The sequence below is a fragment of the Mycobacterium sp. genome (genome assembly GCF_049802695.1).
Lineage (GTDB): Bacteria > Actinomycetota > Actinomycetes > Mycobacteriales > Mycobacteriaceae > Mycobacterium.
Map to the genome: position 1 here is coordinate 1 of NZ_JBARMY010000321.1, position 23,524 is coordinate 23,524.

The 23,524-nt window shown below is 64.6% G+C and carries 28 protein-coding genes and 1 pseudogene; 14 read left to right on the top strand and 15 right to left on the bottom strand.

Going from position 1 to position 23,524, the window contains the following annotated elements; genetic code table 11:
• The coding region (locus WA317_RS13120) for a DUF808 family protein (RefSeq protein ID WP_425173445.1) at nucleotides 1-427 on the top strand (427 nt) is incomplete at its 5' end.
• A gap of 381 nt (nucleotides 428-808) precedes the next feature.
• Here WA317_RS13120 and WA317_RS13125 read toward each other — a convergent pair.
• Complete coding sequence (locus WA317_RS13125; protein ID WP_425173446.1) at nucleotides 809-1,012, bottom strand: tyrosine-type recombinase/integrase; 204 nt, start codon at nucleotides 1,010-1,012, stop codon at nucleotides 809-811.
• On the opposite strand from WA317_RS13125, the gene WA317_RS13130 reads away from it, so the two are divergent.
• A complete protein-coding gene (locus WA317_RS13130) occupies nucleotides 939-1,172 on the top strand; it encodes a hypothetical protein (RefSeq protein ID WP_425173472.1) in 234 nt (77 codons plus the stop codon). The two genes, WA317_RS13125 and WA317_RS13130, sit on opposite strands and share 74 nt — an antisense overlap.
• A gap of 49 nt (nucleotides 1,173-1,221) precedes the next feature.
• Here WA317_RS13130 and WA317_RS13135 read toward each other — a convergent pair whose 3' ends face one another.
• From WA317_RS13135 to WA317_RS13145, 3 genes are all read right to left on the bottom strand, one after another.
• Nucleotides 1,222-1,677: a WS/DGAT domain-containing protein gene (locus WA317_RS13135; RefSeq protein WP_425173447.1), complete on the bottom strand. Its 456-nt coding sequence runs from the start codon at nucleotides 1,675-1,677 to the stop codon at nucleotides 1,222-1,224.
• A 457-nt stretch (nucleotides 1,678-2,134) separates the two neighbouring features.
• Entirely contained in the window at nucleotides 2,135-2,701 is a 567-nt protein-coding gene (locus tag WA317_RS13140) for a hypothetical protein (RefSeq protein WP_425173448.1), read from the bottom strand.
• An 86-nt stretch (nucleotides 2,702-2,787) separates the two neighbouring features.
• Entirely contained in the window at nucleotides 2,788-3,426 is a 639-nt protein-coding gene (locus WA317_RS13145; RefSeq protein WP_425173449.1) for a TIGR03086 family metal-binding protein, read from the bottom strand.
• 51 nt (nucleotides 3,427-3,477) lie between these two features.
• Between WA317_RS13145 and WA317_RS13150 the strand changes: the two genes are divergently transcribed.
• A complete protein-coding gene (locus WA317_RS13150; RefSeq protein WP_425173450.1) occupies nucleotides 3,478-3,900 on the top strand; it encodes a MarR family winged helix-turn-helix transcriptional regulator in 423 nt (140 codons plus the stop codon).
• Nucleotides 3,901-4,080: 180 nt separating this feature from the next.
• A complete protein-coding gene (locus WA317_RS13155) occupies nucleotides 4,081-4,329 on the top strand; it encodes a DUF7427 family protein (protein WP_425173451.1) in 249 nt (82 codons plus the stop codon).
• A gap of 341 nt (nucleotides 4,330-4,670) precedes the next feature.
• On the opposite strand, the gene WA317_RS13160 is transcribed toward WA317_RS13155, so the two are convergent.
• The 3 genes from WA317_RS13160 to WA317_RS13170 form a co-directional block, all read right to left on the bottom strand.
• Complete coding sequence (locus WA317_RS13160) at nucleotides 4,671-5,171, bottom strand: DUF309 domain-containing protein (RefSeq protein ID WP_425173452.1); 501 nt, start codon at nucleotides 5,169-5,171, stop codon at nucleotides 4,671-4,673.
• A gap of 84 nt (nucleotides 5,172-5,255) precedes the next feature.
• On the bottom strand, nucleotides 5,256-5,519 hold the full coding sequence (locus WA317_RS13165) for a hypothetical protein (RefSeq protein WP_425173453.1): 264 nt from the start codon (nucleotides 5,517-5,519) through the stop codon (nucleotides 5,256-5,258).
• A gap of 421 nt (nucleotides 5,520-5,940) precedes the next feature.
• Nucleotides 5,941-7,035: a dihydrodipicolinate reductase gene (locus WA317_RS13170; RefSeq protein WP_425173454.1), complete on the bottom strand. Its 1,095-nt coding sequence runs from the start codon at nucleotides 7,033-7,035 to the stop codon at nucleotides 5,941-5,943.
• 86 nt (nucleotides 7,036-7,121) lie between these two features.
• Between WA317_RS13170 and WA317_RS13175 the strand changes: the two genes are divergently transcribed.
• Entirely contained in the window at nucleotides 7,122-7,814 is a 693-nt protein-coding gene (locus tag WA317_RS13175) for a TetR/AcrR family transcriptional regulator (RefSeq protein WP_425173455.1), read from the top strand.
• Between the two features lie 21 nt (nucleotides 7,815-7,835).
• Here WA317_RS13175 and WA317_RS13180 read toward each other — a convergent pair.
• Nucleotides 7,836-8,394 (bottom strand): annotated as a pseudogene (locus tag WA317_RS13180) (SDR family oxidoreductase).
• A gap of 294 nt (nucleotides 8,395-8,688) precedes the next feature.
• Between WA317_RS13180 and WA317_RS13185 the strand changes: the two are divergent.
• Nucleotides 8,689-9,000 carry a DUF3303 domain-containing protein gene (locus tag WA317_RS13185; RefSeq protein WP_425173456.1) on the top strand — a complete coding sequence of 104 codons (312 nt, stop codon included), beginning with the start codon at nucleotides 8,689-8,691 and terminating at the stop codon, nucleotides 8,998-9,000.
• Nucleotides 9,001-9,007: 7 nt separating this feature from the next.
• Here WA317_RS13185 and WA317_RS13190 read toward each other — a convergent pair whose 3' ends face one another.
• Entirely contained in the window at nucleotides 9,008-9,808 is an 801-nt protein-coding gene (locus tag WA317_RS13190) for a DUF1906 domain-containing protein (protein WP_425173470.1), read from the bottom strand.
• A 163-nt stretch (nucleotides 9,809-9,971) separates the two neighbouring features.
• Here WA317_RS13190 and WA317_RS13195 point away from each other — a divergent pair, with 163 nt between their 5' ends.
• The gene (locus WA317_RS13195) at nucleotides 9,972-11,504 is read left to right on the top strand and encodes an LCP family protein (protein WP_425173471.1); all 1,533 of its coding nucleotides are present in this window, start codon (nucleotides 9,972-9,974) and stop codon (nucleotides 11,502-11,504) included.
• Nucleotides 11,505-11,518: 14 nt separating this feature from the next.
• Here the strand turns inward: WA317_RS13195 and WA317_RS13200 are convergent, their stop codons facing one another.
• Complete coding sequence (locus tag WA317_RS13200) at nucleotides 11,519-12,304, bottom strand: SDR family NAD(P)-dependent oxidoreductase (protein ID WP_425173457.1); 786 nt, start codon at nucleotides 12,302-12,304, stop codon at nucleotides 11,519-11,521.
• Between the two features lie 94 nt (nucleotides 12,305-12,398).
• Here WA317_RS13200 and WA317_RS13205 point away from each other — a divergent pair, with 94 nt between their 5' ends.
• Nucleotides 12,399-13,304: an NAD(P)-dependent oxidoreductase gene (locus tag WA317_RS13205; RefSeq protein ID WP_425173458.1), complete on the top strand. Its 906-nt coding sequence runs from the start codon at nucleotides 12,399-12,401 to the stop codon at nucleotides 13,302-13,304.
• Here the strand turns inward: WA317_RS13205 and WA317_RS13210 are convergent.
• Nucleotides 13,287-14,117, bottom strand: coding sequence for an SDR family oxidoreductase (locus WA317_RS13210; protein ID WP_425173459.1), 831 nt, complete (start codon nucleotides 14,115-14,117; stop codon nucleotides 13,287-13,289). The genes WA317_RS13205 and WA317_RS13210 overlap by 18 nt on opposite strands.
• 88 nt (nucleotides 14,118-14,205) lie before the next feature.
• On the bottom strand, nucleotides 14,206-15,141 hold the full coding sequence (locus WA317_RS13215) for an enoyl-CoA hydratase (protein WP_425173460.1): 936 nt from the start codon (nucleotides 15,139-15,141) through the stop codon (nucleotides 14,206-14,208).
• Between the two features lie 125 nt (nucleotides 15,142-15,266).
• On the opposite strand from WA317_RS13215, the gene WA317_RS13220 reads away from it, so the two are divergent.
• Nucleotides 15,267-15,431, top strand: coding sequence for a hypothetical protein (locus WA317_RS13220; RefSeq protein WP_425173461.1), 165 nt, complete (start codon nucleotides 15,267-15,269; stop codon nucleotides 15,429-15,431).
• Complete coding sequence (locus WA317_RS13225) at nucleotides 15,432-16,913, top strand: alpha,alpha-trehalose-phosphate synthase (UDP-forming) (protein WP_425173462.1); 1,482 nt, start codon at nucleotides 15,432-15,434, stop codon at nucleotides 16,911-16,913. It abuts the gene before it with no gap.
• 49 nt (nucleotides 16,914-16,962) lie between these two features.
• Here WA317_RS13225 and WA317_RS13230 read toward each other — a convergent pair whose 3' ends face one another.
• Both WA317_RS13230 and WA317_RS13235 read right to left on the bottom strand, forming a co-directional pair.
• Complete coding sequence (locus WA317_RS13230) at nucleotides 16,963-17,880, bottom strand: 3-oxoacyl-ACP reductase (RefSeq protein ID WP_425173463.1); 918 nt, start codon at nucleotides 17,878-17,880, stop codon at nucleotides 16,963-16,965.
• Between the two features lie 13 nt (nucleotides 17,881-17,893).
• A complete protein-coding gene (locus tag WA317_RS13235; RefSeq protein ID WP_425173464.1) occupies nucleotides 17,894-18,085 on the bottom strand; it encodes a ferredoxin in 192 nt (63 codons plus the stop codon).
• A gap of 171 nt (nucleotides 18,086-18,256) precedes the next feature.
• On the opposite strand from WA317_RS13235, the gene WA317_RS13240 reads away from it, so the two are divergent.
• The 4 genes from WA317_RS13240 to WA317_RS13255 all read left to right on the top strand — a co-directional run bounded on the left by WA317_RS13240 (nucleotide 18,257) and on the right by WA317_RS13255 (nucleotide 23,000).
• Nucleotides 18,257-19,438: an acyl-CoA dehydrogenase family protein gene (locus WA317_RS13240; RefSeq protein WP_425173465.1), complete on the top strand. Its 1,182-nt coding sequence runs from the start codon at nucleotides 18,257-18,259 to the stop codon at nucleotides 19,436-19,438.
• Nucleotides 19,439-19,454: 16 nt separating this feature from the next.
• On the top strand, nucleotides 19,455-20,552 hold the full coding sequence (locus WA317_RS13245) for an acyl-CoA dehydrogenase family protein (protein ID WP_425173466.1): 1,098 nt from the start codon (nucleotides 19,455-19,457) through the stop codon (nucleotides 20,550-20,552).
• 19 nt (nucleotides 20,553-20,571) lie between these two features.
• Entirely contained in the window at nucleotides 20,572-22,086 is a 1,515-nt protein-coding gene (gene fadD17 / locus WA317_RS13250) for a long-chain-fatty-acid--CoA ligase FadD17 (protein WP_425173467.1), read from the top strand.
• Nucleotides 22,087-22,184: 98 nt separating this feature from the next.
• Nucleotides 22,185-23,000 carry a hypothetical protein gene (locus tag WA317_RS13255; protein WP_425173468.1) on the top strand — a complete coding sequence of 272 codons (816 nt, stop codon included), beginning with the start codon at nucleotides 22,185-22,187 and terminating at the stop codon, nucleotides 22,998-23,000.
• On the opposite strand, the gene WA317_RS13260 is transcribed toward WA317_RS13255, so the two are convergent.
• The coding region (locus WA317_RS13260; protein ID WP_425173469.1) for a thiamine pyrophosphate-dependent enzyme at nucleotides 23,001-23,524 on the bottom strand (524 nt) is incomplete at its 5' end.

The window sequence follows — 23,524 nt, forward strand, 5'->3', positions numbered from 1 at the left end:
GGTGTACGGCGTCGTCGCCGTCGTCGTCAAGATGGACGACGTCGGGCTGCACCTCACTCAGACCGCATCCCGAATCGGGCAGAAGGTCGGCCGGGGCCTGGTCGCCGGGATGCCCAAACTGCTCTCAACGCTCTCAGCGATCGGGACGGTGGCGATGCTCTGGGTGGGCGGCCACATCCTGCTAGCGGGCAGCGACCACCTCGGCTGGCACGCTCCGTACGGCTTGGTTCACCACGTCGAGGATCAGGTTCACCGCGGTGTCGAGTCTGCCGGTGGCGTGCTGGCCTGGTTGGTCAACACCGGAGCGTCCGCGGTGATCGGATTGGTCGTCGGAGCTGTAGTCGTCGCACTCATGCACCTGCTGTCGTTCGGTCGGCGAGGTCGCTCCTCTCCGCAGACGTCAGCACCCGCCGGACTCGTCATTTAGACCCATGGCAGCGCGATCGGATCGGGTGTCGGTTGGCTGCTAGCGCGTAAAGCGGCTCAGGAATCAGCCGGGTATGCGAAACGGTCGGCCGATGCGGCACGGCAGGTCAGCCCAGTCTGATGAGACGCGGGCCGCGCTCGCGATGACGCAGCTTTCTGTCGCTGAAAGCAAACCGTGGGAGATCTGGGCAATCCGCGGCTCTGAAATCCGAGACCGCGCAACTGCGAGAATAGTTAGCGAATGTCCGGACCGAAGACTGAGTGCTACGGCCTGTCGGCGTCGTCTGAAAACTGACCCCGTGTCGACGGAAGAAACTGCGCAGGATTCGACCGGGGCCGACACCTGCTCGACTACGCGCCGCAACGATGTTCGACGAGCGGCTCAGTGGCAGGAGAGTGTCACAACCCTTTGCAAAGTGGCCGCCGCTGCCTTCAACGCGCCGTTCTGGGCGTGGACGTAGGTCCGCATTGTGAATGCCGGATCCGCGTGCCCGAGCCACGCGGAAATAACTGTGATCGGCACGGCCTGCGCGTGCATGATGCTGGCGCAGGAGTGCCGTGCGTCGTGCAGCCCAATCGACCTCATCTCGGACGCGCTGCAGCTCGCGCCAGAAGTCGCTGAGCGTGTCGGGGTGATACGGACGCCCGGCGTCGTCGACAACGACATACTGCCCCCGGCCAACGTAGTGAGGGCCGAGGCGCAGCCGCTTAGCGGCCTGGAGAACCTTGGCGCGCTTGAGCGTTGACCGGTAAACATCCGACCACGGGTCACACATCGAGCATGATTCAGTCAGCTCAGGTCACGCCTGCCAGCAACTCCTGAAAAGACTTTTCCATGCATGCGGCATATGTGGCCGGGTCGGGCAGGGCGTCGCGATCCGCAGTAGCGCTGATCGACAAAGTTCTGTTGTAGCTCGCTACGACATGAATGAGGTTCAAGCCGGCCACCAGCGGCCCGAGACCTGCGGCGCGTACCAGGCGGGCGCCGCTGAAGAAGATTGGCTCGGTTGGACCGGGCACATTGGTCACGGTCGTGTTGGCAATCGTTGGGCCAGAAAACGGAAGCACGCTCGCGGCCTTTGCCGTGACCCCGAGCAGTGAGGTTGGCACTGTGCCAACCAGATCGAGCAGCTGGGTCCTGGTCGACTGATCCGACCCCGAACGGCTGCCCGCAGTCGACGCAGCGATTGCGGCGAGCCGTTCGATCGGATCAGCTATGTGCGTACCGAGCGTTTGCAACCGGCCGAACAACAAGTTCCCCTTGCCGCTGTTATCGCCCGACTCGCGCAGTGAGAGCGGGCACGCGGCAACAAGCGACTAATTCCGCATCGCCTTGCGGCGAAATACGGTTAATCCGCCGCCCTGCACAAGCTTGGGTAAGCGGACCGGCGGCGGTTTCAACCTCGTCGGCGTCGATGTTTCGCACGGGTTGGCCATGGCCGTATCGGTCATGCGGTCTCCCAACTGGGCTTTTCCTCGGATCTCCTGCTCGGTCAGTGCGAGCGCGACCGCTCACATCACCAAGCCACGCGCCAAGGAAATCGTCGCTCGCGCGCAGTGGGACGATCTCGGTAGTGCACTACTGCAATCTCGCCCGGTTTCGGCGTACTTAGTCGCCAGGTTGGCGGCGATACCAACCAGTCGCACTGACCCAGAAGCATGAGCATCCGCATTGCTGACGCGGATCGTGGTCGGGCAACGAAAGAGCTCACGGTAATTCGTTGAGTGGTATAGGTTTCGCACCGTTGATCGTGGGCGGTACGGGGCTATCGGCTGATATGTCGCGCGGAACCCGCATGTGCGCCTCGGCGCGGAGCCATGTCTGCGCTGGGACGAATTGCTTGTCATCCCAGCCGGCGGATTGCACCCGTATCTGTCCGCGCCAGTTCTTCATGATGGCGACGTGAACGGGCCAGCGGATAAAACGACGCAAATCGGCGTTACTCTCCCAGATGGACAGTGATCCGCCGCGCCACTCGACCGGCTTGCCCCACAGCCACAGCCCGACCGCGCCGCGCATGATCGGCCAACTTTCCGCCAGCTTCATGCCCAGTTCGGCGATCTGCTGCCAGTCTTCGCCGGAATTGGAGTGAAAGTCGGTGAAACTGACCACAACCGGGGACTGGGTTCCGTGGGAGGGTCCTGGCAGCCAGTCCGTGCTGAACAGGCCACTGTCGGGTGTGATCGGCGGCTGACCGGCCGCGTTCGACTGGCCTGAGGATGGACGGCGTTTTTCGTCGGTGGTGTGAACGTCGCCGAAGGGTGCTGTCGTCATGGGTTCTCCTTCACAAGCCGCTGCCGGTTGGGGACCGATTGTGGGTTGTTGGTGGATAGGCGGATTGCTCAGAGTCGATGCAGCCGTTAGCTGCTGCGGTGAGGCCCTGAAGGTGGTTTCCACTGTGGGGAGCGGCCGAGATAAGCCAGGATGCGGTCGAGGTCGGTGGCCTGGTCGCGTGACTGGATCGCGGGGCCAAACAGTGCAGTGTCTGCGGTGCGAAATTCCGCGTCGGGCACGGCGAGCGCGATTGGCAGCACGGCGACCACAACGTCGGCCGGAAGCTCAAAGGGGTGACTTATCGTGCGGGCGACGTCCCAGCCGTGCACGACGTAGTCCACCAAGTGAAAGCCGATCGCCAGTGAACCGGGAAAGGTAGCGCCGGGCCCAAACTCTGGCAGCGCGAACGCCGCATCGAGCACGTCGGCACCGGCGAACGCATCGATCACCTCGGTGGCGGCCGCGGCATAGCTGCCGGCGGGGTCGGCTGCCACGGCGTCGGCGACGGTGGCGGGTTGCCAGACCGCCGGATCGGCGCCGTGCCGGCGCGCAGCGGCGGCAAAGCCGCGATGCTGCACCGTCATGTGGGTGAGCAGGTCGGCGAGATTCCAGTCGGCGCACGGCGTCACCTTCGATAAGTCGTCGATCTTGACGGCCGAGACCACGTCAACGGAAGCCAGTACGGCGACCCGATGCAGTGGGCGGAGATCTAAACTATTCTGCATTCGCCTACTATAAGCATGTGCGTACCATATGACAAACACTATCATCACGACATGGTGCGGAAGGCGACGCGGCCCGACCTCGCGGCGATGCTGACGCAGCTGGCTCGACAAACCGTGGCCGCCGAGCAGCCGGTGCTGGCCGCCCACGGCCTATCGATGTGGGGCTACATCGCGCTGACCGCCCTGGACCATTCGTCGATCCGCACCCAAGCGGCCCTGGCCGACGTGATCGGCGCCGACAAAACACGCATCATCCCTACCCTCGATGCGCTGCAGGAGCACGGCTACATCGAGCGGACTCCCGACCCCGACGACCGCCGCGCGCGCCTGCTTGCGATCACCGAGGTGGGCCGGTCCATCAAAAACGCCGCGCAGAAAGACATTCAGCGCGGCGAGGAACGCTGGCTGGGCCAGCTATCAGCCAACGACCGAAGCGTCTTTTTGCGTGTCCTACGGCAACTCACCTTCGGCTGACGAGGCGACGGCGGCTTCGCTGAAGACCTGGCCACAATGGGAGAACGGGTGGTTGACGTCGCTTGAAGCGGGCACCCGTAACTTCGCGCCAGCCAACACTACGACTGACAAAAACCAAATCGACGCGCGTGAACTTTCCAGCCCCGCCGGACGTCGTCTTGGACATAGGAGGCGGTGAAGATGCGCAGCTCAGACCGAGCTTGGGTGGCACTGGCCAGTGGCGTGGCAGCTTACGACCTGATCGCCACCGATGACGAGCTGTTGACCAATGCGGCCCGCCGGTACTTCAAGTCTCAGCCGATTGCCACCGTGTCGACAATCCTGGTGACAGCGCTGCATCTCGTCGGCGGGCTACCGCCGTGGTGCGACCCGATCACGCTGACGTTCGCCGCATATCGGCGTCTGCTGCGGGGGTTCTGGTCCTCGTAGGGCACGAACTTGACGGAACTCATAGACGGACCAGTGCTTGCAAATGTCTCGATAAAGAGGCCATACGAAAGTCTCAAAACTCGTGCGAAGTTCGAAGGCACGGTTTCGGTGACGAAACGGATCGATCGCCCAACAGACACCGCACCGGGACGTGCGATCGGCATCATCGTGCCCACAACTTGCCGACAGTTATAGAAATCTCCAGCGATCTTACGTGATGAACATTCGCAGTTAGAAGGGGTTTTCGGCGTCTCCTCCTCGCCCGTCAGAACAGTTCAATCCTGACAGGAGGCTCCGACCCTAGGCACTCGCAGCACCGGGTGAGGTGTCGACCGGATGGATTAGCGATGCTGGCTAGTCGGGTCGGACGACAAAAGCAGACGAGGTCGCAGGCAATCCGCTGTGATCTCGGCGCCACCAGCCAGGTAGTTGATCAGTGCATCAGCGAAGTCGGCCAAACCCGCGGCGTCGATAGCGTACGGTGCCGGCACGTTATCGCGGGAAAGGCGGCCCGACGCACGACGAAGCAGCGTGATCGCGCCTCTGAGGTTGCCGCGTTGGACGTGGGTGATGCCGACCGCGAGCTGAGCCAGCCCTTGCCAGAGCATGCGCTCTTCATCCGGCCCGTTCTTCCATGCGGCCTCCAGCACCTCGTGCGCGTTAAAGGCGAGTCCGCGGTCTAGCAGGTTCTGGGCGTAGGCGAGGGTTTCGATCGGCGGCAGCTCCAGGTTATCCGGGATGCATGCAATGCCTTCACTGCCTGGCGGAAGCGGGCGGCCGAGAGCGTCGCGTGGGCGCCTGCTTCGGGGTCGGCCGGACTCGTCGCGATCACGCTCGGCCATGCGCCCAATCATCGCAGGCGAATGCCAGGCAATACGCGTGATCTTCCGGGCAATCGGCCAGCGCGGCGGCTCGGCTGCCGATGATCATGCGTCGCGGCGAGATCTCACTTCGCGCCTCAGCTCGATCAACTCCTTTTCGAGGTCGATGACACCCTTCGCGCACATAGCAGTGAGGCCGATGAGTTTCACGACGGCGGCCCAGAGAGGGTTCTTTCCGGTAAAGGACTGGTCGAGGTGAGCGAACCGGTCGCGGAGCTCCTTGCCCACAACGGATTCAGGGTCGAGCTCGATGTCTCTCATCCTGTGGAACGGCGAGAAGTCGGGGGGTGCCTCTGGTTCGGGTGCCATGGCGAAAAAGTGTAGGCCGGAAAGTCCCAGAGTCGCAGCAAGCCCGAGCCGCAACCCGCTATCCGGGCTGCTGCTGCGCTGAGTGAGCCCACGCGTGGGCACATTCTGGGCACCTGCGGGCACAAACTGGCGGAATCTCTGGAATCACAGCGAGTGTCACTCCGCAACTCGTGGCCGTTTCGACGCAGTGACCATAGGTGGTTCAACAGTTCAATCCGGACAGGGGCTCGAAGCCATCGCGGAGTCACACAGACCTCACCTGCACCTTGGGAGCAGGTAGGCCTGTGCTGCGAAGCGGTAGCACGAGTGATACTACGGCGGGTTTTGGGTCCCTGGTGATATCACCGGCGAGATCAAGCTGAACAAGGTACTAATCCCTGAGAGACGCGATCAAAGGGACCACTGGGACGACTGTGCACCATCAACCGGCGGCGGCTTGCTTACGCCCGTAGACCGCCGGCACAGCGGCACGCGGCAGGGTCAGCGGTAAATCCTTGTAAGTGGCGATACCGGGCGCCGCAGCGACGACGGCGGGGATGGCATGGATCGGCGGCATCGCCGTCATGATGTGGCCGAGCACGAAGAAGTCCTCAATAGTCTTGGCCGACTCGATCATGTCCTGCGGCGGTAGGAATCCGACTTGCATGTTGACGGTGGGTCGGCCGTCGATGGTGATCTTCCAGCCGTCGCCGTCGAGCTTCCAATCGGGTTTGAGCGTCTGCCCCTTCTTCCACCGCACGTTGATGTCGATGACGGTATTGCCGTTGACGATGCCCTGCCAGCTGGCGTAGACGCCGGCCACATGCCCGGACGGGATGGTCCATGATGCCATCGGCAAATCCTCTGTCGTTTCGGCGTATTCGGCGACACACGTGATGTCGTCGAGGTCGACGCCGATCGCATCGGCAACCAGGCGCACGGCCTCGGCGAAGACCGCAGTGCCCTTGGCGGCCATCGGCTGCAGTTTCGGGTCGTCGACGGCGATTCCGAAGCCGACGGGGCGTTCGGTCTCGGGTGAGTCGTACAACGTGGTGTCAGCGGATTCGGCGATGGTGATCTTGTCGATCCGATCGCAGGCGTTCGCGGCGACGATCGCGAGGAGTTCGGCGAAGCCTGGACTGACCCCGGAGCCGAACAGCGTGGATCCGCCCTTGGCGCATGCTTCTTCGAGCCGGGCCCGGTCGTCGCCGAGGTTGTGTCCGGTGATGAAGGAGGCCGACGCGACGACGTTGACGCCGGCCGACAGGATGCGCACCAACTCGTCGACGTTGATCCACATCGGGTTGTACACCACACAATCGGGTTTGAGCGCCAGCAGCGAATCGACATTGTTGGTGGCCGAGACGCCGAGGGGTTCGATGCCGACGAGTTCGCCGGCATCGCGGCCCACCTTGTCGTCCGACCACGCGAACAGGCCGACGAGTTCGTAGTTCGGGTTGGCGGCGATCGCCTGGACTGAGCTTTTACCGACGTTTCCTGTCGTCCACTGGACGATCCGGTACGGGTTGTTTGGCACCGGCTCAGCATAGGAGAGCGGTAGCGGTTGCGGTTTGTTTTTCGCCGATCGGCGAAAATGCGGAGTCGTGCCTTTAAGCTGCGGGGATGGTCGGTAACACAAGCGTTGAGGCGCAGGACTCGCCCCGACGCGCCCGAGGCCGTCCGGCCAAGATCAGCCGCGAACAAATCGTGGCGGCGGCGCGTAGCGTCGCCTCGCGGGATCTGACGATGCAGGCGGTGGCGGACGCGCTCGGTGTGAGCCGAAAGGCGCTGCACTACTACGTCGGCGACCGGCAGGGCCTGCTATCGCTGGTAGTGGCCGATCGGTTCGAATCCGAGCTGATGCGCGTCGAGCTGCCCGCCCACGACGACTGGCAGTCGGTGCTTCGAACCTATACGCATGCGTTCCGCGACGGTCTGATCCAGGTTGGGGCCGCCTTGGATCACACACCGCTACGCGGAGCCGGCGCCGCCGCTGCGCTGACACTCGCCGAACACGTCATCGACGTGCTTCTCGAAGCGGGATTCGGCGCCGCGGACGCACGCAGAGGACTCACTGCGCTGGCCAATATCGCGCAGTCCTCCGCGCAGAGTGCCGTACAAGTGTCGACGGGCCAGCACGATTACGGCGCGGAAACCGTTCAAGCGCTTTTAAATTCGGACCAGCTTCAGTATCCGTCGCTTCGACGGGCGCTTGCGGGCGCAACACCTTCAGCCGCGGACCAGTTTGAGTTCGAGTTGGACCTCGCTATCGGCGGACTCGAAGCCATCCTCGCCCGAGGCGGCGTCAAGATCTGATCGCCCACACGGCCGAGCGCGTCAGGTGACGACCAGACTGTCTTTGGACAGCGATGTCCCGAAGTAACCGACATCCGGGTCGACCACCACCCTCTTCGTTTGGCCGTTCCGGGCCAACGTATCCGGCACCCGCACCTCGTCACCTACCGTCATGGTTGCTGCGATGGCATCGGTGAACTCCGCGAATTGAGTCGCGCGGACGATCGAGTAAGGCATATCGGATTCGGTAATGAGCTTCTCCTGGGCGACCTTCGCCCGCAGATAACCGCTCTCGGGCAATTGGTCGGCGCCCACAATCGACACGGCGACGTAGTGCCCGACTCTCGCGGCCTTCCGCGGCCAACAAGTTAGCGGTCGACTTCGTGAAGAACTCAATCACCGGCCCGTCATCGAAGGAGGGCGAATTGGCAACGTCGACAACCACGTCCGCATTGGTGAGGACGTACGGGAGGCCTTCTCCGGTGAGGGCATTGACCCCGGTGCGTGGCGACGCTGCGACCGCGTCGTGGCCGCGGTCGCTCAATTTTCGTACCACTTTGAACCCCAGGACTCCGGTGCCGCCAATGACGACGATCTTCATGGTTTCCTCTTCGAATCTCCGACTTCGGCCACGGTCGTGTCCGACAAGTATCCCGATCCAGCAAGGCTGCTGCGTCACTTTTGCATGAACACTTGACGTCACCGTCTGTCGAATCGCGCTAACCACACTGAGGCAAAATTACTTAACTTTTCCGATGTCAACTAACAGCCAAATAAGCGGTGCTGTTCGAATGCGCACAACGCTTTTTGGGAGGACACTCGATAACGTGTGGACGGCAGACTCCGGCCGGCCGCCGACACTCCACTAGTTCAGCCACGTAGCTAGGAGTATCCGATGAAGTACGTTATGGCATGGACCAGCCGTATCAACAGCTCCGGTAGGGAGAACGAAGAGGGCGTGCAACGCGCCTTGCAACTGTTCTCCAAATGGCAACCGTCCGCCGGCGTGACGTTTCACCAGTTCGTCGGGAGGGTCGACGCGGAAGGCGGGTTCGCGGTGGTGGAGACAGACCATCCCGCCGAACTTCTGAACGACACTGCGAAGTTCGCCCCTTACAACGTCTTCCAGATTTATCCGGTCGTCGACATCAACGAATGGGCGCAGCAGGCCCAGGACGGTGTCGAGTTCAGGGAGTCGATCAGCTGACCGCAGCTCAGCGGCTGACGTCCCACTGCCCATAATCGGCCGCCAGGACGTCGTCGAGGTCAACGTTGATGCCGCCCAGCGGAATACCGGGCGTCGACGGGCTGTCGACCACAGCCTGATAGAGCACGGCTCTGGGTTCACGCTCACCGTGCGACCATGCGCTGGTCTGCCATGCCCACCGGTGCCCTGCAGTGCTGGAGTGCCCGACGACACCGTCGTCGATCGCCCAGCCGCATGCCCTGGAATGACCGTAGATGCCGGTGCGCTCAACGCCCAGGACAGAATTGAGGCCCCGGAACCACTCGAGCGCAACGCTTTTCCAAGTGTTGAGGTCGATGTCGTCGTCCACGCTGAAGAAGACGGGCGCCGAGTCCGGACCACCGGCGGCCGCATGCAGCTGTTGAGCCGTGCGAGCGTCCGCCACGCCACCGCCGTAGCCGCGGGTGTAATCCGAGGGGTCTGGCCAACCGGGCTTGCCGTACTGGTAGTTGCTCACCATGTGCAGCCCGGCAGCGCGCAGCGCATCCGCGTAGTCGCGGGTGACGGGCTTTGCCTCGAAGTCCGCCCCGGGCCGGCACTCCGACACCCATACCACTACGCCGTCGTAGCCGGCCGACTTGATCTGATCCGGTGAGATTTTTCGCTTCGCGAAATCGATCACCTTGGTGTCGGCCGCGGCCGCCCGTTGGCTGCCGAGTGTCGCCCCCAACGTCGCGAGGCCGAACAGAACCGGTGCTGCGACGGCATACCCGAGCGCTTCCCGCCGCGATATCGACCGCAGGGTGCCGCGTCCCCCCGTCGCAGGCAAATCATGCACCGCGCGATCGTACAAGACGATGCGCGCTCGCAGCGTCGCCGAACTGTGACCGAGCGCCACAGCAAGCTATCGCATACTGGACATCATGGGCGGCCAGCGACCACCGCAAACTTCGACCGGTGGGCCGAGGGGCGTCGAGGTCGTGGTGGCTGACTTGGATGGATCCGGCGGCCGACACCGTCACCGCGCAGCTCGTCGGCCGTCGCTGACCCGCCGCAGGCTGACCCGCGGTGTCATGGCGCTGATGTCGGCGGCGGCGGTTCTCGCGACGGGCACAGGATGGTGGGTCGCACACGGCGCGCTCGGCGGAATCACCGTGTCGTCGGCGCTGGGCACCGACGATCCCCGATCCAGCGGCGGGGAGATGAACATCCTGCTCATCGGGCTGGACTCACGCAAAGACCAAGACGGCAACGACCTGCCTTCGGCGATCTTGAACCAACTGCACGCCGGGGACTCCGATGCCGGCGGCTACAACACCAACACGCTCATCCTGGTCCATGTCGGAGACGACAACCGCGTCGTCGCGTTCTCCATCCCCCGCGACGACTGGGTGCCGTTCAGCGGGGTACCGGGCTATCGCCACATCAAGATCAAGGAAGCGTACGGGCTGACCAAGCAAAGCGTCGAGCAGAAACTCATCAACCAGGGTGTGAGCAATCAACGACAACTGGAGACGCGCGGCCGTGAGGCGGGCCGGTCGGCGACATTGCGAGCGGTCCGCAATCTGACCGGCGTTCCGATCGACTATTTCGCCGAAGTCAACCTGGCCGGTTTCTACGATCTGACCGAGAGCCTGGGCGGTGTGCAGGTGTGTCTCAAGCACGCCGTGTACGACTCGTATTCCGGGGCCGACTTTCCCGCCGGCGGCCAAACGCTCAACGCGGCACAGGCGTTGGCGTTCGTACGGCAACGACACGGCCTGGAGAACGGCGACCTGGACCGCACCCACCGCCAGCAGGCCTTGCTGGTGTCGGTCATGCATCAACTCGAGAGTTCCGGCACCTTCAGCGACCTCGGCAAGCTCAAGAGCTTGATTACGGTGGCGCGCAAGGACGTTGTGCTCTCCGCAGGGTGGGACGAGGAACAATTTGAGCGGATGGGCGCGCTGGCCGGCGGCGATGTCGAATTCCGGACGTTGCCGGTGGTTCGTTACGACTCGATCGACGGCCAGGACGTCAACATCATCGACCCCGCGGCCATCAAAGCCGAAATCGCGGCCGCGATCGGCACCACCACGTCGACCAGCACCACGATGTCGACCACCGTGCCGCCCAGCCCGTCGACCGTCGTGGACGTGATCAACGCCGGAAGCACCTCCGGGCTGGCCGCCCAGGTGTCACACACCCTCAGGCAACACGGCTACACCATCGGTGAGGTGCGTGACCGCACCGCCGGCGATCCCGCCACCATGGCAGTCGCCTACGGGCCCGGCGTGGCAACCGACGCGCAGAATCTGGCCACCGTCCTGGGTATCGACGCTCCCGCTCAACAGGATTCAGCCGTGAAATCCGGACACATCGAAGTTGTCGTCGACGACAACTACTCGGCTTCGTCACAGGACGAGACCAGCACCACCACAACGACAACGACGACCAAGTCGTACTACGGGACAACCTCGACCGAGCCCACCCCGGACCGGGGTGCACCGATCATCGACAGTGGCGGGGTGCCTTGCGTCAACTGACCGCTGACCAAGGGTCAGGCGTGCGTGCCGCCGTCGATACGAATCTCGGTGCCCGTGATGAACGCACCGTCATCGGACACCAGCATCGCCACCACGCCGGCGACCGCCGTGGGATCACCCATCCCGGCTCCGCTGGACTCCAGCGTGGTCGGCAAGATCGGCGAGAGCCTGCCGAACAGTGCCCAGTCGGCATCGGCGGGGATGTAACCCGCCGTGGCATCGGTGATTCCGGATTTGATACTGCCGGGCGCGACGCTCACGGCGCGTAGTCCCTGACTGGCGTATTCGAGGGCCAGCGCATGAGTGAAGGACTGAATCGCGCCCTTGCTCGCGGCGTAGGCCGCCATGTAGGGGTGCGCGAATGAGGCGGAGGTGGAGCTGAAATTCACGATGGTGCTCCGGGGATTCTGCAACAGAGCCGGCAGCGCCTCGCGTACCACCAGGAAGGTGCCGGTCAGGTTCACACCGATGATCTGGTTCCACAGCTCGAGGCTGGTCTGATGGGTGTGCGCCGCCCGCAGCATGCCGGCGGCGTTGACCACCGAGTCCAGTCCGCTCATTCTGTTGATCGCCGAGCGCATCCCCTCGACCACCGAGTTCTCGTCGCCGACATCAAGCTCGACGGTGGAAAGCCGGTCGTCGGTTCCCGCCTCCTCCGCCTCTGCTCGCGTCTTGTCCAGTACTGCGATGTCGGCGGCCACGACGCAGGCACCTTCAGCGAGCAGTCGCAGTGCGGTGGCTTGCCCGATCCCTGACGCTGCACCGGTCACCAGGATCCGGTTGCCCTCGAGTCGCTTCATCTGTTCTCCTGTGCTCGCCCGACCGCCCCGTCCAAGGCGGTCGTCGCACATCCTCCACCACCGACGCACAGAAAAGCGCGGCATGGTGGATGTCATGGACATCGGATTCATCGGACTGGGAAACATGGGCCGCGGCATGGCCGTCAACCTCGTCAAGGCCGGCCACCGTGTCACCGTCTACAACCGTTCCGCGGAGAAGTTGGACTCGGTCGTGCAGCAGGGTGCGATGCCGGCACGCACGGTCGCCGAGGTCTGTGGTGGTGATGTCGTGGTCACCATGCTGGCTGATGATGCGGCGGTCCACGACGTGACGTTCGGTGAGCGGGGCGTGCTGGCCTCGCTGCCAGCGGGTGCGACGCATGTCTCGTCGAGCACCATCAGCATCGAGTTGTCGAAGCGTCTCAGCGCAGCGCACACCGATGCCGGACACCGATACGTCGCCGCGCCGGTGTTCGGCCGGCCGGAGGCGGCCGCTGCCGCAAAGCTTTTCGTTGTCGCGGCGGGTGATCCGCAGTCGGTGCAGCCGATGATCCCGCTGTTCGACGCGATGGGCCAGAGACATTTCGTCGTGTCTGAACAACCAGAAGCCGCCAACCTGGTGAAGCTGTCCGGCAACTTCCTTATCGCGTCGGTCATCGAGTCACTCGGTGAAGCCGTCGCGCTGGTCGCCAAAGGCGGTGTCGATCCGTCGCGTTACATCGACATCCTCACGGCCACCTTGTTCAGCGCGCCGGCCTACCAGACCTACGGCGGGCTGATCGCCCGGCGCGAATTCGAGCCGGCCGGCTTCGCCGCTGCGCTGGGCCTCAAAGACATCCGCTTGGTGCTGGCCGCCGGCGAGAGCATGCAGGTTCCGTTGCCGTTGGCCAGCCTGCTGCGCGACCGCTTCCTCACCCTGCTGGCCAACGGCGGCGGGCACCTCGACTGGTCGGCAATCGCCACGCTGGCCACCCGGGACGCCGGCGCTGCGCCGGATACAGCGTCACACCACTCCGCGTAACCCGTCGGCGCCGAACACGGGTTCGAGCATCGTCGAGTAGTCCGGTCCACGTCGCAAGATGAGCCCTCCGTCGACGTTGATCACCTGTCCGGTGACATAGCCGGCCGCGTCGCTGAGGAGAAACATCGCCAGGTTGGCGACGTCCTCCACCTCGCCTGGCCGCGGCAGCGGCGTGCATTGTGCGTAATCCGCGCTCAGTTCCGGCGAATCCAGCACGGGCGCAACAAGGTCGGTGCGGATGAGACCTGGGCGGATACTGTTGACCCGCACCCAGGACGGGCCGAGTTCGTCGGCGGCCAGCTTCATCATGTGGTCCACGGCTGACTTGCTGACCCCGTAGGCACCGAACCAGCGGTGGGTGTTGCTCGCGGCTATCGACGAGATGCCCACGAACGAACCGCCGCCACCGCGAACCATTTCGCGGGCGGCGTGCTTGAGCACGTACATGGTGCCGTTGACGTTGAGGTCCACGGTGCGTCGCCACGCCGGCGAGTCGATCTGGGTGACCGGCCCGATGGTCTCCGAGCCGCCCGCGCAGTGCACCACGCCGTGCAGCCGGCCGTGCCAGGCAGTGGCGGCCTCCACCGCGCGTGCGGTCTCGTCTTCGCTGGTGACGTCGGCCGTTTCATACCGGATGGCCCCATTGGCTGCGCTGGACTCGATGTTTTTGGCGGTCGCGGCGAGCCGATCGGCGTTGCGGCCCACAATGACGACGGCGGCCCCGGCCGCCACCAGTCCGGCGGCGACGCCCTGGCCGATACCGCTGCCCCCACCGGTCACCAGATAGGTACGTTCTTCGAACGAAAGCAGCATGCGGGCTCCTTCACGGCAGAACTGCAACACGTTCTACCTATCGAACCACGCGGGGCTGTCGTGCGGACTGATGGCCGTTGCCGCCGCGTCAGGGCACGTCGCGGCGCGCCACCTGGGATGGCTTTGCTGCCCGCCAATCTTCGACATCAGGGGGCAGCCCGACGGGGAAACGGTTCTCGTTGCGCGCCGCCCAGTGCGCGTGCCCTAGCTCGTGTACGTGGAATGCGTGCCGCAGCGCCTCAGTGAACCCCATCGCGTCGGCGGCCGCGTTGACCGAATCCTTGATCAGCAGCGCCGCCATCGTGGGGCGCTCGGCGATACGCCTGGCAAATTCCAAGGTCTTGTCCGCCAGCTCGTCGCGCGGGAAGACCTTGGACACCATGCCCAGCCGGTAGGCCTCATCAGCATCCAGCGAATCACCGGTCAGCAGCAGCTCTTTGGCCTTCCGGGCGCCGAATTCCCACGGGTGCGCGTAATACTCGACACCGGGCATGCCCATGCGGACACCGACGACATCGCTGAATTTGGCATTGTCGGCGGCCACGATCAGGTCGCACGCCCAGATCAGCATCAGCCCGGCGGAGATCGCGTTGCCCTGGACTTGCGCGATGGTGATCTTGCGTAGATCGCGCCAACGGCAGGTGTTCTGGAAGAAGTAGTGCCACTCCTGCAGATAGGTCTTCTCGGCGACTGCTTCACGGGTAGCGCCGTTGGACCGAAAGGTCGGATGCTGGGCCGGGCCCGGCGCTCGCTCGAGCAACGCCCCTTCAGACCCCAGATCGTGGCCCGCGGAGAAGTTCCTGCCGCGGGCGGCCAGGATCACGACGCGGACCTCGTCGTCGGCCTCGGCTCGCAGGAATGCCTCATCGAGTTGCACCAGCAAGGTGCGACTCTGGGCGTTGTGCGCCTCCGGGCGGTTGAGCCAGATGCGGGCGATCCGGCCTTCGTGGAGAGTTTCGTAGGCCACCAGTGCGTCGGCCTGAGCGTCGACCGCGCTGGTGCTCACATCGTCGTGGACTGCCATTCGCCACCTCACTTGGGTTCGCCGCAGGTCGCCGACTTGCACATTACGACCCGTCCGTCCCGGCCTGCGCGGTGGGTCCGGCGCTGGTCACCTCACCAAAAACGCGCTTCGCCTACAGTGATGTCATGCCCACTAAATCTGATCCCGCAGAACTCGGCGAAGTCGAACCGCTGACCGATACCACCGCGAGCCAAGCCAGGCGTGTGGTCGCCGCGTATGCGACCGACGCCGACGAGTGCCGGGTCTTCCTGTCGATGCTTGGCATTGGACCGGCGAAACTCGACACCTAAGTGGTTCCCGGCGGTCCCGAGCTGCGCTCCGAGTCGGTTGAAGCCGGCACTTCCGATTTCGTGGTGGTCGCCAACCGACTCCCGATCGACATGGAGCGGCTTCCCGACGGCACCACCACCTCGAAGCGCAGTCCCGGCGGACTGGTCACCGCCCTGGAGCCGCTGTTGCGCCGTCGGCGCGGCGCCTGGATCGGCTGGCCGGGCGTCACCGACGGCGACGAAGAACCCTTCGATGACGAGGGACTGCAGCTCTACCCGGTGCGGCTGAGCGGCGACGATGTCGCCGAGTACTACGAGGGTTTCTCCAACGCCACGTTGTGGCCGCTGTATCACGACGTCATCGTCAAGCCGATTTACCACCGGGAATGGTGGGATCGCTACGTCGACGTAAACCGCCGATTCGCCGAGGCGGCCTCACGCGCCGCCGCCTCGGGTGCGACCGTGTGGGTTCAGGACTACCAGCTCCAGCTGGTCCCCAAGATGCTGCGGGAGTTGCGGCCCGATCTGACCATCGGATTCTTTTTGCACATTCCGTTTCCACCGGTCGAGTTGTTCATGCAGCTGCCGTGGCGCACCGAGATCGTCGAGGGTTTGCTCGGCGCTGACCTGGTCGGCTTCCACCTGGCCGGAGGTGCACAGAACTTCTTGATCTTGTCGCGGCGGCTGGTCGGCGCCGAAACGTCGCGCGGATCGGTCGGTGTGCGGTCCCGGTACGGCGAGGTACTTGTCGGATCGCGCACGGTGCGGGTGGGAGCCTTTCCCATCTCCATCGATTCCGACGAACTCGACCAGAAATCCCGCAACCGCGAGGTGCGGCGACGGGCCAAAGAGCTGCGAGCCGAAGTGGGCAACCCGCGTAAGGTCCTGCTCGGTGTCGATAGGCTCGACTACACCAAGGGCATCGATGTCCGGTTGAAAGCGTTCTCGGAGTTGCTTGCCGAAGGCCGCGTCAAACGCGACGACACCGTCCTGGTTCAGCTGGCCACACCGAGCCGCGAACGTGTCGAGAGTTATCAGATCCTGCGCAGCGACATCGAACGCGAGGTGGGGCACATCAACGGGGAATACGGCGAGGTCGGCCGTCCGGTGGTGCACTACCTGCACCGGCCGGTTCCTCGCGATGAGCTGGTCGCCTTCTTCGTAGCCAGTGACGTCATGCTGGTCACGCCGCTGCGCGACGGGATGAATCTGGTGGCCAAGGAGTATGTCGCCTGCCGTGGTGACCTCGGCGGCGCCCTGGTCTTGAGCGAATTCACCGGAGCCGCAGCCGAACTCAGGCAGGCCTACCTGGTCAATCCGCACGACCTCGAGGGCGTCAAGGACGCGATCGAAGCGGCGCTCAACCAGCCCGTCGAAGAAGGGCGGCGCCGCATGCGCGCGCTGCGACGCCAGGTGCTGTTACATGACGTGGACCGCTGGGCGCGGTCATTCCTCGACGCCCTCGCCGAAGCGCATCCGGCTCGGGGCCCAGATCGGATTTAAAGCCCTGACACCGCCGCCGGGATACTTCAGGTGGTAGCCCCCGAGCAGATCAGGTCTCCATCACACCGGTCGCGGCGAAGCTTAACTCCGGATCGCGATCGGCGAAGTAGTCGTGCAGTGTCGTGCTCAATTCCGCCGGCTCCCACGCCGCACCCTGGGCGCTGAACTGGCGCTCCACCGTGGGCGCCGACACCAGCGTCACCCGCGGACCGTAGACGATGAAGACCTGTCCGTTGACCGCTGCGGCCGCCGGCGAGGCAAGAAACCGCACCAGGGTGACCACATGCTCGGGCGAAAGTGGATCGATGGCGCCCTGACCATCGGGGTCGGGCGCCTCGCCGAAAACGTCGGCCGTCATCGCGGTGCGTGCCCGAGGGCAGATCGCGTTCGCGCACACCCCGTAGCGGCCCAGCGCTCGGGCGGCCGACAGCGTCAGCGCGGTGATACCCGCCTTGGCGGCACCATAGTTGGCCTGTCCGACCGGGCCGACCAGGCCTGCTTCCGAGGACGTGTTGACGATCCGGCCGTAGACCGATCCGCCGGCCTCCTTGGCTTTCGACCGCCAGTAGGCGGCTGCGTTGCGGGTGACGAGGAAATGGCCACGCAGGTGCACCGCGATGACGGCGTCCCATTCGTCGTCGGACATGTTGAACAGCATCCGATCGCGGGTGATCCCGGCATTGTTTACCACAATGCTCAAGCCGCCGAGCGCGTCGGCGCTGCTGATCAGTTCGTCGGCGGTGGCGCGCTCGCTGATGTCACCGGTCACCGGGACGGCTTTGGATCCCGCAACGGCGATTTCGTCGAGCACGTCGGAAGCGTCCAGGGCGGCGAAGATGTCGTTGACGACGATGGTGGCGCCGGCCCGGGCCAAGCCGATGGCCTCGGCGCGCCCCAGTCCCGCGGCCGCACCGGTCACTATCGCGACCTTCCCGGACAGATCCGTCTCGTCCGTGCTGCTAGTCAAATTATGAGTACCTCTAGTCTTCCCGGGCCAAGGCGGCCCGGGGGCATTCGGCGATCGCTTGTTCGGCCAACTGCTCGCGATCAGCCGGGATCGGGTCGGCCTTCAACACGGCGTAGTCGTCGTCATCGAGGTCGAAGATGTCCGGCGCTAATCCCAGGCACACCGCGTTACCTTCACATCGGTCCCGGTCAACTATCACCCGCACGGCACTCCTCCTTAACTTGCCCGGCCGTCAACATGGCTAGCGGGCTTGAAGATACGCATCCCTACCATACGACCACGCCTACCCCGACATCGCCGCTGGACCCCCAGACTAGAACGTGTTACAACCAGGGATGGCGGATCGGTGGCCGTGAAAAAACGAAGGGCGGCTGGAATGCGAATCAGTTACACCCCGGAGCAGGAGGAGCTGCGTCGCGAATTGCGGTCCTACTTCGCGAAGCTGATCACACCCGAGCGCCGCGCAGCGCTGAGCTTGATGTCGGGCGAGTACGGCGAAGGCAACGTCTACCGGGAGACGGTCGCGCAGATGGGCAAAGACGGGTGGCTCACTCTGAACTGGCCCAAGGAGTACGGGGGCCAGGACCGCTCCCCGATGGACTCCCTGATCTTCACCGACGAGGCCGCAATTGCCGGCGCCCCGGTGCCGTTCCTGACGATCAACAGCGTCGCGCCGACCATCATGTCCTTCGGCACCGAGGAGCAGAAGAACTTTTACCTGCCCAAGATCGCGTCCGGGGATCTGCACTTCTCCATCGGCTACTCCGAACCCGGTGCCGGCACCGACCTGGCCAATTTGCGCACCACTGCCGTGCGCGACGGCGACGACTACATCGTCAACGGTCAAAAAATGTGGACCAGCCTGATCCCGTACGCCGACTATGTGTGGCTGGCCGTGCGCACCAACACCGAAGCCAAGAAGCATCGCGGGATCTCGATGTTGATCGTGCCGACCAGCGCCGAAGGCTTCTCCTGGACGCCGGTGCACACCATGTCCGGCGTGGACACCAGCGCCACCTACTACCAGGACATCCGGGTGCCGGTAGCCAACCGGGTCGGTGAGGAGAACGGCGGCTGGAAGCTGGTCACCAACCAGCTCAACCACGAGCGCGTCGCGCTGGTGTCGGCGATGCCGATCATCATGGCGCTCAATCAGGTACGCGAGTGGGCGCAGAACACCAAAGATTTCGGCGGTGCCCGGCTGATCGACTCGGAGTGGGTGCAGCTCAACCTGGCCAGGGTGCACGCCAAGGTCGAGGTGCTCAAACTGATCAACTGGGAACTCGCCTCGTCGGACTCCGCGGCGCCCTCACCGGCGGACGCATCGGCCGCCAAGGTGTTCGGCACCGAGTTGGCCACCGAGGCCTACCGTCTGCTGATGGAGGTGCTGGGCACTGCCGCCACCGTGCGTCAAGATTCCCCCGGTGCGCTGCTGCGTGGTCGGGTCGAGCGAATGCACCGGGCGTGTCTGATCCTGACCTTCGGCGGCGGCACCAACGAAGTCCAGCGCGACATCATCGGCATGGTGGCGCTGGGCCTGCCCCGAGCCAACCGCTAGCGAATCCGGAGAGCTCATGGACTTCTCGACAACCGAAGCCGCGCAGGATCTAGGCGGTCTGGTCGGCACCATCGTCGACGCGGTGTGCACTCCAGAGCACCAGCGGGAGCTGGACGGCCTGGATCAACGGTTCGACCGCGCGCTCTGGCAGAAGCTGATCGACGCCGACATTCTGAGCACCGCGGCAGCCGAGTCGATCGGCGGCGGTGGTTACGGGGTGCTTGAGCAGACCGCGATTCTGGTGGCGCTGGGTCGCCAACTGGCCGCCGTCCCGTACCTGGAATCCGTGGTGTTGGCCGCCGGTGCGCTGAGCCGGTTCGGATCGGATGAGCTGCAACAGCGTTGGGCTGCGCCGGCGGTCAGCGGTGCGAAGATTCTCACCGTCGCGCTGAACGGCGAGACCGGCGATGGGCCGGTGCAGGCGACCCGCGCCGGTGACCACCACCGTCTGCACGGGTCGCGCACTCAGGTCGGCTTCGGGCCGGTCGCCGACGGGTTCCTCGTTCCCGCCGAAACAGACTCCGGCACAGTGTTGTTCGTGGTGCCCTCGGACGCTTCTGGTGTCTCGGTGACCGCGTTGGAGACCACCGGCCTGGGCAGCGTGGGACACCTTGAACTCGACGGGGTCGAGATAGCGGATGCGCCGATAACCGGCGGGGACGGTGTCGTCGGCTGGCTCTCCACATTGGCCGCACTGGGCCGCAGCGCTTTTCAGCTCGGTGTGCTGGACCGGGGGCTGCAGCTGACTGCGGAGTACGCTCGCACCCGTGAGCAGTTCGACCGCCCGATCGGAAGCTTTCAGGCCGTATCGCAGCGGCTGGCGGACGGATACATCGACGTCAAGGGTTTACGGCTGACGCTCACCCAAGCGGCGTGGCGACTCGCCGAGGATTTGCCCGCCGACACCGAGGTGGCCACCGCGGCGTTCTGGGCGGCCGATGCGGGACACCGGGTGGCGCACGCGATCGTTCATGTTCACGGCGGCGTGGGAATCGACATCGACCATCCGGTGCACCGATATTTTCTGGCCGCCAAGCACAATGAGTTCGCGCTGGGCAGTGCCACCGGACAGCTGCGGAAGATCGGCCGCGAACTGGCGGATACGCCGGCTTAGCCTGGAAGTCGCCGAGCCGTTGACAGCAGCCGAAGCTTTTCCTACCGTCACCGACTTGCTCAAACCGCTTGTCGCTGTAGAGGACCGCGGCGTCTACTTCGAGGACTCGTTCACCAGTTGGCGGGATCATTTGCGGCACGGTGCCGCAGTGGCGGCTGCGTTGCGTGAGCGTCTCGACCCGACGCGGCCGCCGCATGTCGGCGTGCTGCTGGAGAACACCCCGTTTTTCGCGGCGGTGCTCGTTGCGGCAGGGCTGTCGGGCATCGTCCCAGTCGGACTCAACCCGGTGCGCCGGGGTGCCGCGCTGGCCCGCGACATCGCCCATGCCGATTGTCAACTCGTGCTCGCCGACTCCAACTCCGCTGCGGTGCTCGGCGATATCGAGCATGTGAATGCCGATTCGGCCGACTGGGACGAGGAAGTGGCCGCACACTCCACCGCCCAACCCCGGTTTCAGTCGGCCGACCCGGCCGACCTGTTCATGCTGATTTTCACCTCCGGCACCAGCGGCGAACCGAAGGCGGTGAAGTGCAGCCACGGCAAAGTCGGGATCGCCGGCGTGACGATGAGCGAGCGTTTCGGTCTTGGCCCCGACGACGTCTGTTATGCGTCGATGCCATTGTTCCATTCCAACGCGGTGCTGGTCGGCTGGGCGGTGGCGCTGGCATGCCGCGGCTCGCTGGTGTTGCGACGCAAGTTCTCTGCGTCGCAGTTCCTTCCAGATGTCCGCCGTTATGGCGCAACATATGCCAACTACGTGGGCAAGCCGTTGTCGTATGTGCTCGCCACCCCGCAGCGTCCGGATGATGCGGACAACCCGCTGCGAGCGGTGTACGGCAACGAGGGTGCGCCCGGTGACATCGAGCGCTTCGCCCGCAGGTTCGGGTGTGTGGTCATCGACGGGTTCGGGTCCACCGAGGGTGGCGTGGCGATCAGCCGTACCCCGGACACCCCATCCGTTGCGCTGGGGCCGTTGCCCAACGGGATCGAGATCGTCGATGTCGACACCGGTGAAGCTTGCCCGCCGGGGGTTATCGGTGAGTTGGTCAACACCGGTGGCCCGGGCCGTTTCGAGGGCTACTACAACGACGCCCAGGCCGATGCGCAGCGCATGGCCGGCGGCGTCTATCACAGCGGTGACCTGGCCTACCGCGACGACGCCGGCTACGCCTACTTCGCCGGCAGGCTGGGTGACTGGCTACGGGTCGACGGCGAGAACCTGGGCACCGCCCCGATCGAGCGGGTGCTGCTGAACTATCCCGGCGTCACCGAGGTTGCGGTGTATGCGGTGCCGGACCCGGCCGTCGGTGACCAAGTGATGGCGGCGCTGGTGCTGGCTCCCGGAGCCGAGTTCGACGCCGAAACGTTCAGCGCCTTTCTGGCCGAGCAACCAGACCTTGGGCGGAAGCAATGGCCATCCTTCGTCCGGATCAGCACTGAGCTGCCGCGCACGGCGACGTTCAAAGTGCTCAAGCGCGAGCTGTCGGCCACGGGTGTCGACTGCGCCGACCCGGTGTGGCGGATTCCGCGGTGACAGCGATATCAACTAGTTGTTAGCCAGGGCACCCGGCGCCGGGTGGTGTCTGTGGCGTTATTGCGCCCACCCGGCAGGTGGGACGAGGATGCTGAAGGATGACACCTTCAGTGCTCCCAGGCGGATGGGATCCGTTCCGTCCAGTCGAGATGCTGGCGTCGCTCTGGTCGTCGGCCAGCTCCCTTCCGCCGGTATCTGCGGCCACGGAAGTCGGCTATCGAACGCTGTTCACAACGCTGCGCCGACTGATAGTGGGCCGGAGGCTGTCCGTCCAACTCGATCAGGGAAACATCACCCTGACCGTTACAGAGTTTGATGCCAGCCTCGACATGGTCGGGTTGTCGTTGGGCCAGTACGGCGATGTCCGGGTCGTCGCCACAGAGCTGTGCTGGGACACCATTGAGTTCGACCGTGCGGTTGCGACCCTGCACAATGCTCACTTGCGCCCCGGAACGCCGCCTGTACTGATAGCCGCGCCAGTCGAACTGTCGCTGGAGTTGCCCGCCTCTCTCCTCGATGAACTTTTCCGGTGGGTCATGCCCAGATTCGTCGGAGAAGTCGGCGACGACGGAGTTGCACGACTGCACTGGGCTCGTCGACCCGGCCTCGCCAATCTCGAGGTCGATGCTGAGCTCGACGGGTCGACGCTGTGGTTGAAGCCGCGCGGACTTGCCCTGCTGCGACACAGGTGGTCCCTACCGGCTCGAGCTCCGGCTTACCCGGTTCGTCTCCCCAACCTGCCGCATGGACTCCAACTGACGGGCGTCACTTTCGGTGCCGGCATGTTGAACATCTCCGGCACGGTTCCGGAGTGGCACGTGGACATACCACGCGCGCGCCTGGAAGACATCATCAGCCAACTGAGTTCGATGGGCGAAGTGTTGAATCTGACGAAGGTCTATCGGTGGTTGTGATCAAGCCAGCAAGGATGGCACCATCGCGTCGATGAGATGCGGTCCCGGTTCCGCGAAAGCCCAGCCCAGCGCGTCGGCGAACTCCTCGGCGGTGGTCGCGCGGCGGGCCGCAACACCCATCCCCTCAGCCAGTTTGACGAAATCGATTGCCGGATGAGTTAAGTCGAGCAGCTGCTGCGCTTTGGGGCCGGCCGCCCCAGTTGCGCCGACGCGCTGCAGCTCGATTCGCAGAATGTCGTAGGCGCCGTTGTTGTAGATGACGGTGGTGACGTTCTGGTTCTCCCGCGCCTGTGTCCACACCCCCGAGATCGTGTACATCGCGGACCCATCCGATTCCAGGCAGAGGACTGGCCGATCAGGGGCCGCGACGGCGGCGCCCACCGCCGCCGGAATGCCATAACCGATCGCGCCGCCGGTCAGGGTGAGCCAGTCGTGCGCCGGAGCTCCGGCGGTCGCCTGCGCCAGCGGCACACCGGACGTGTTCGACTCGTCGACGACGATCGCCCTTTCCGGCAGCAGCGCGC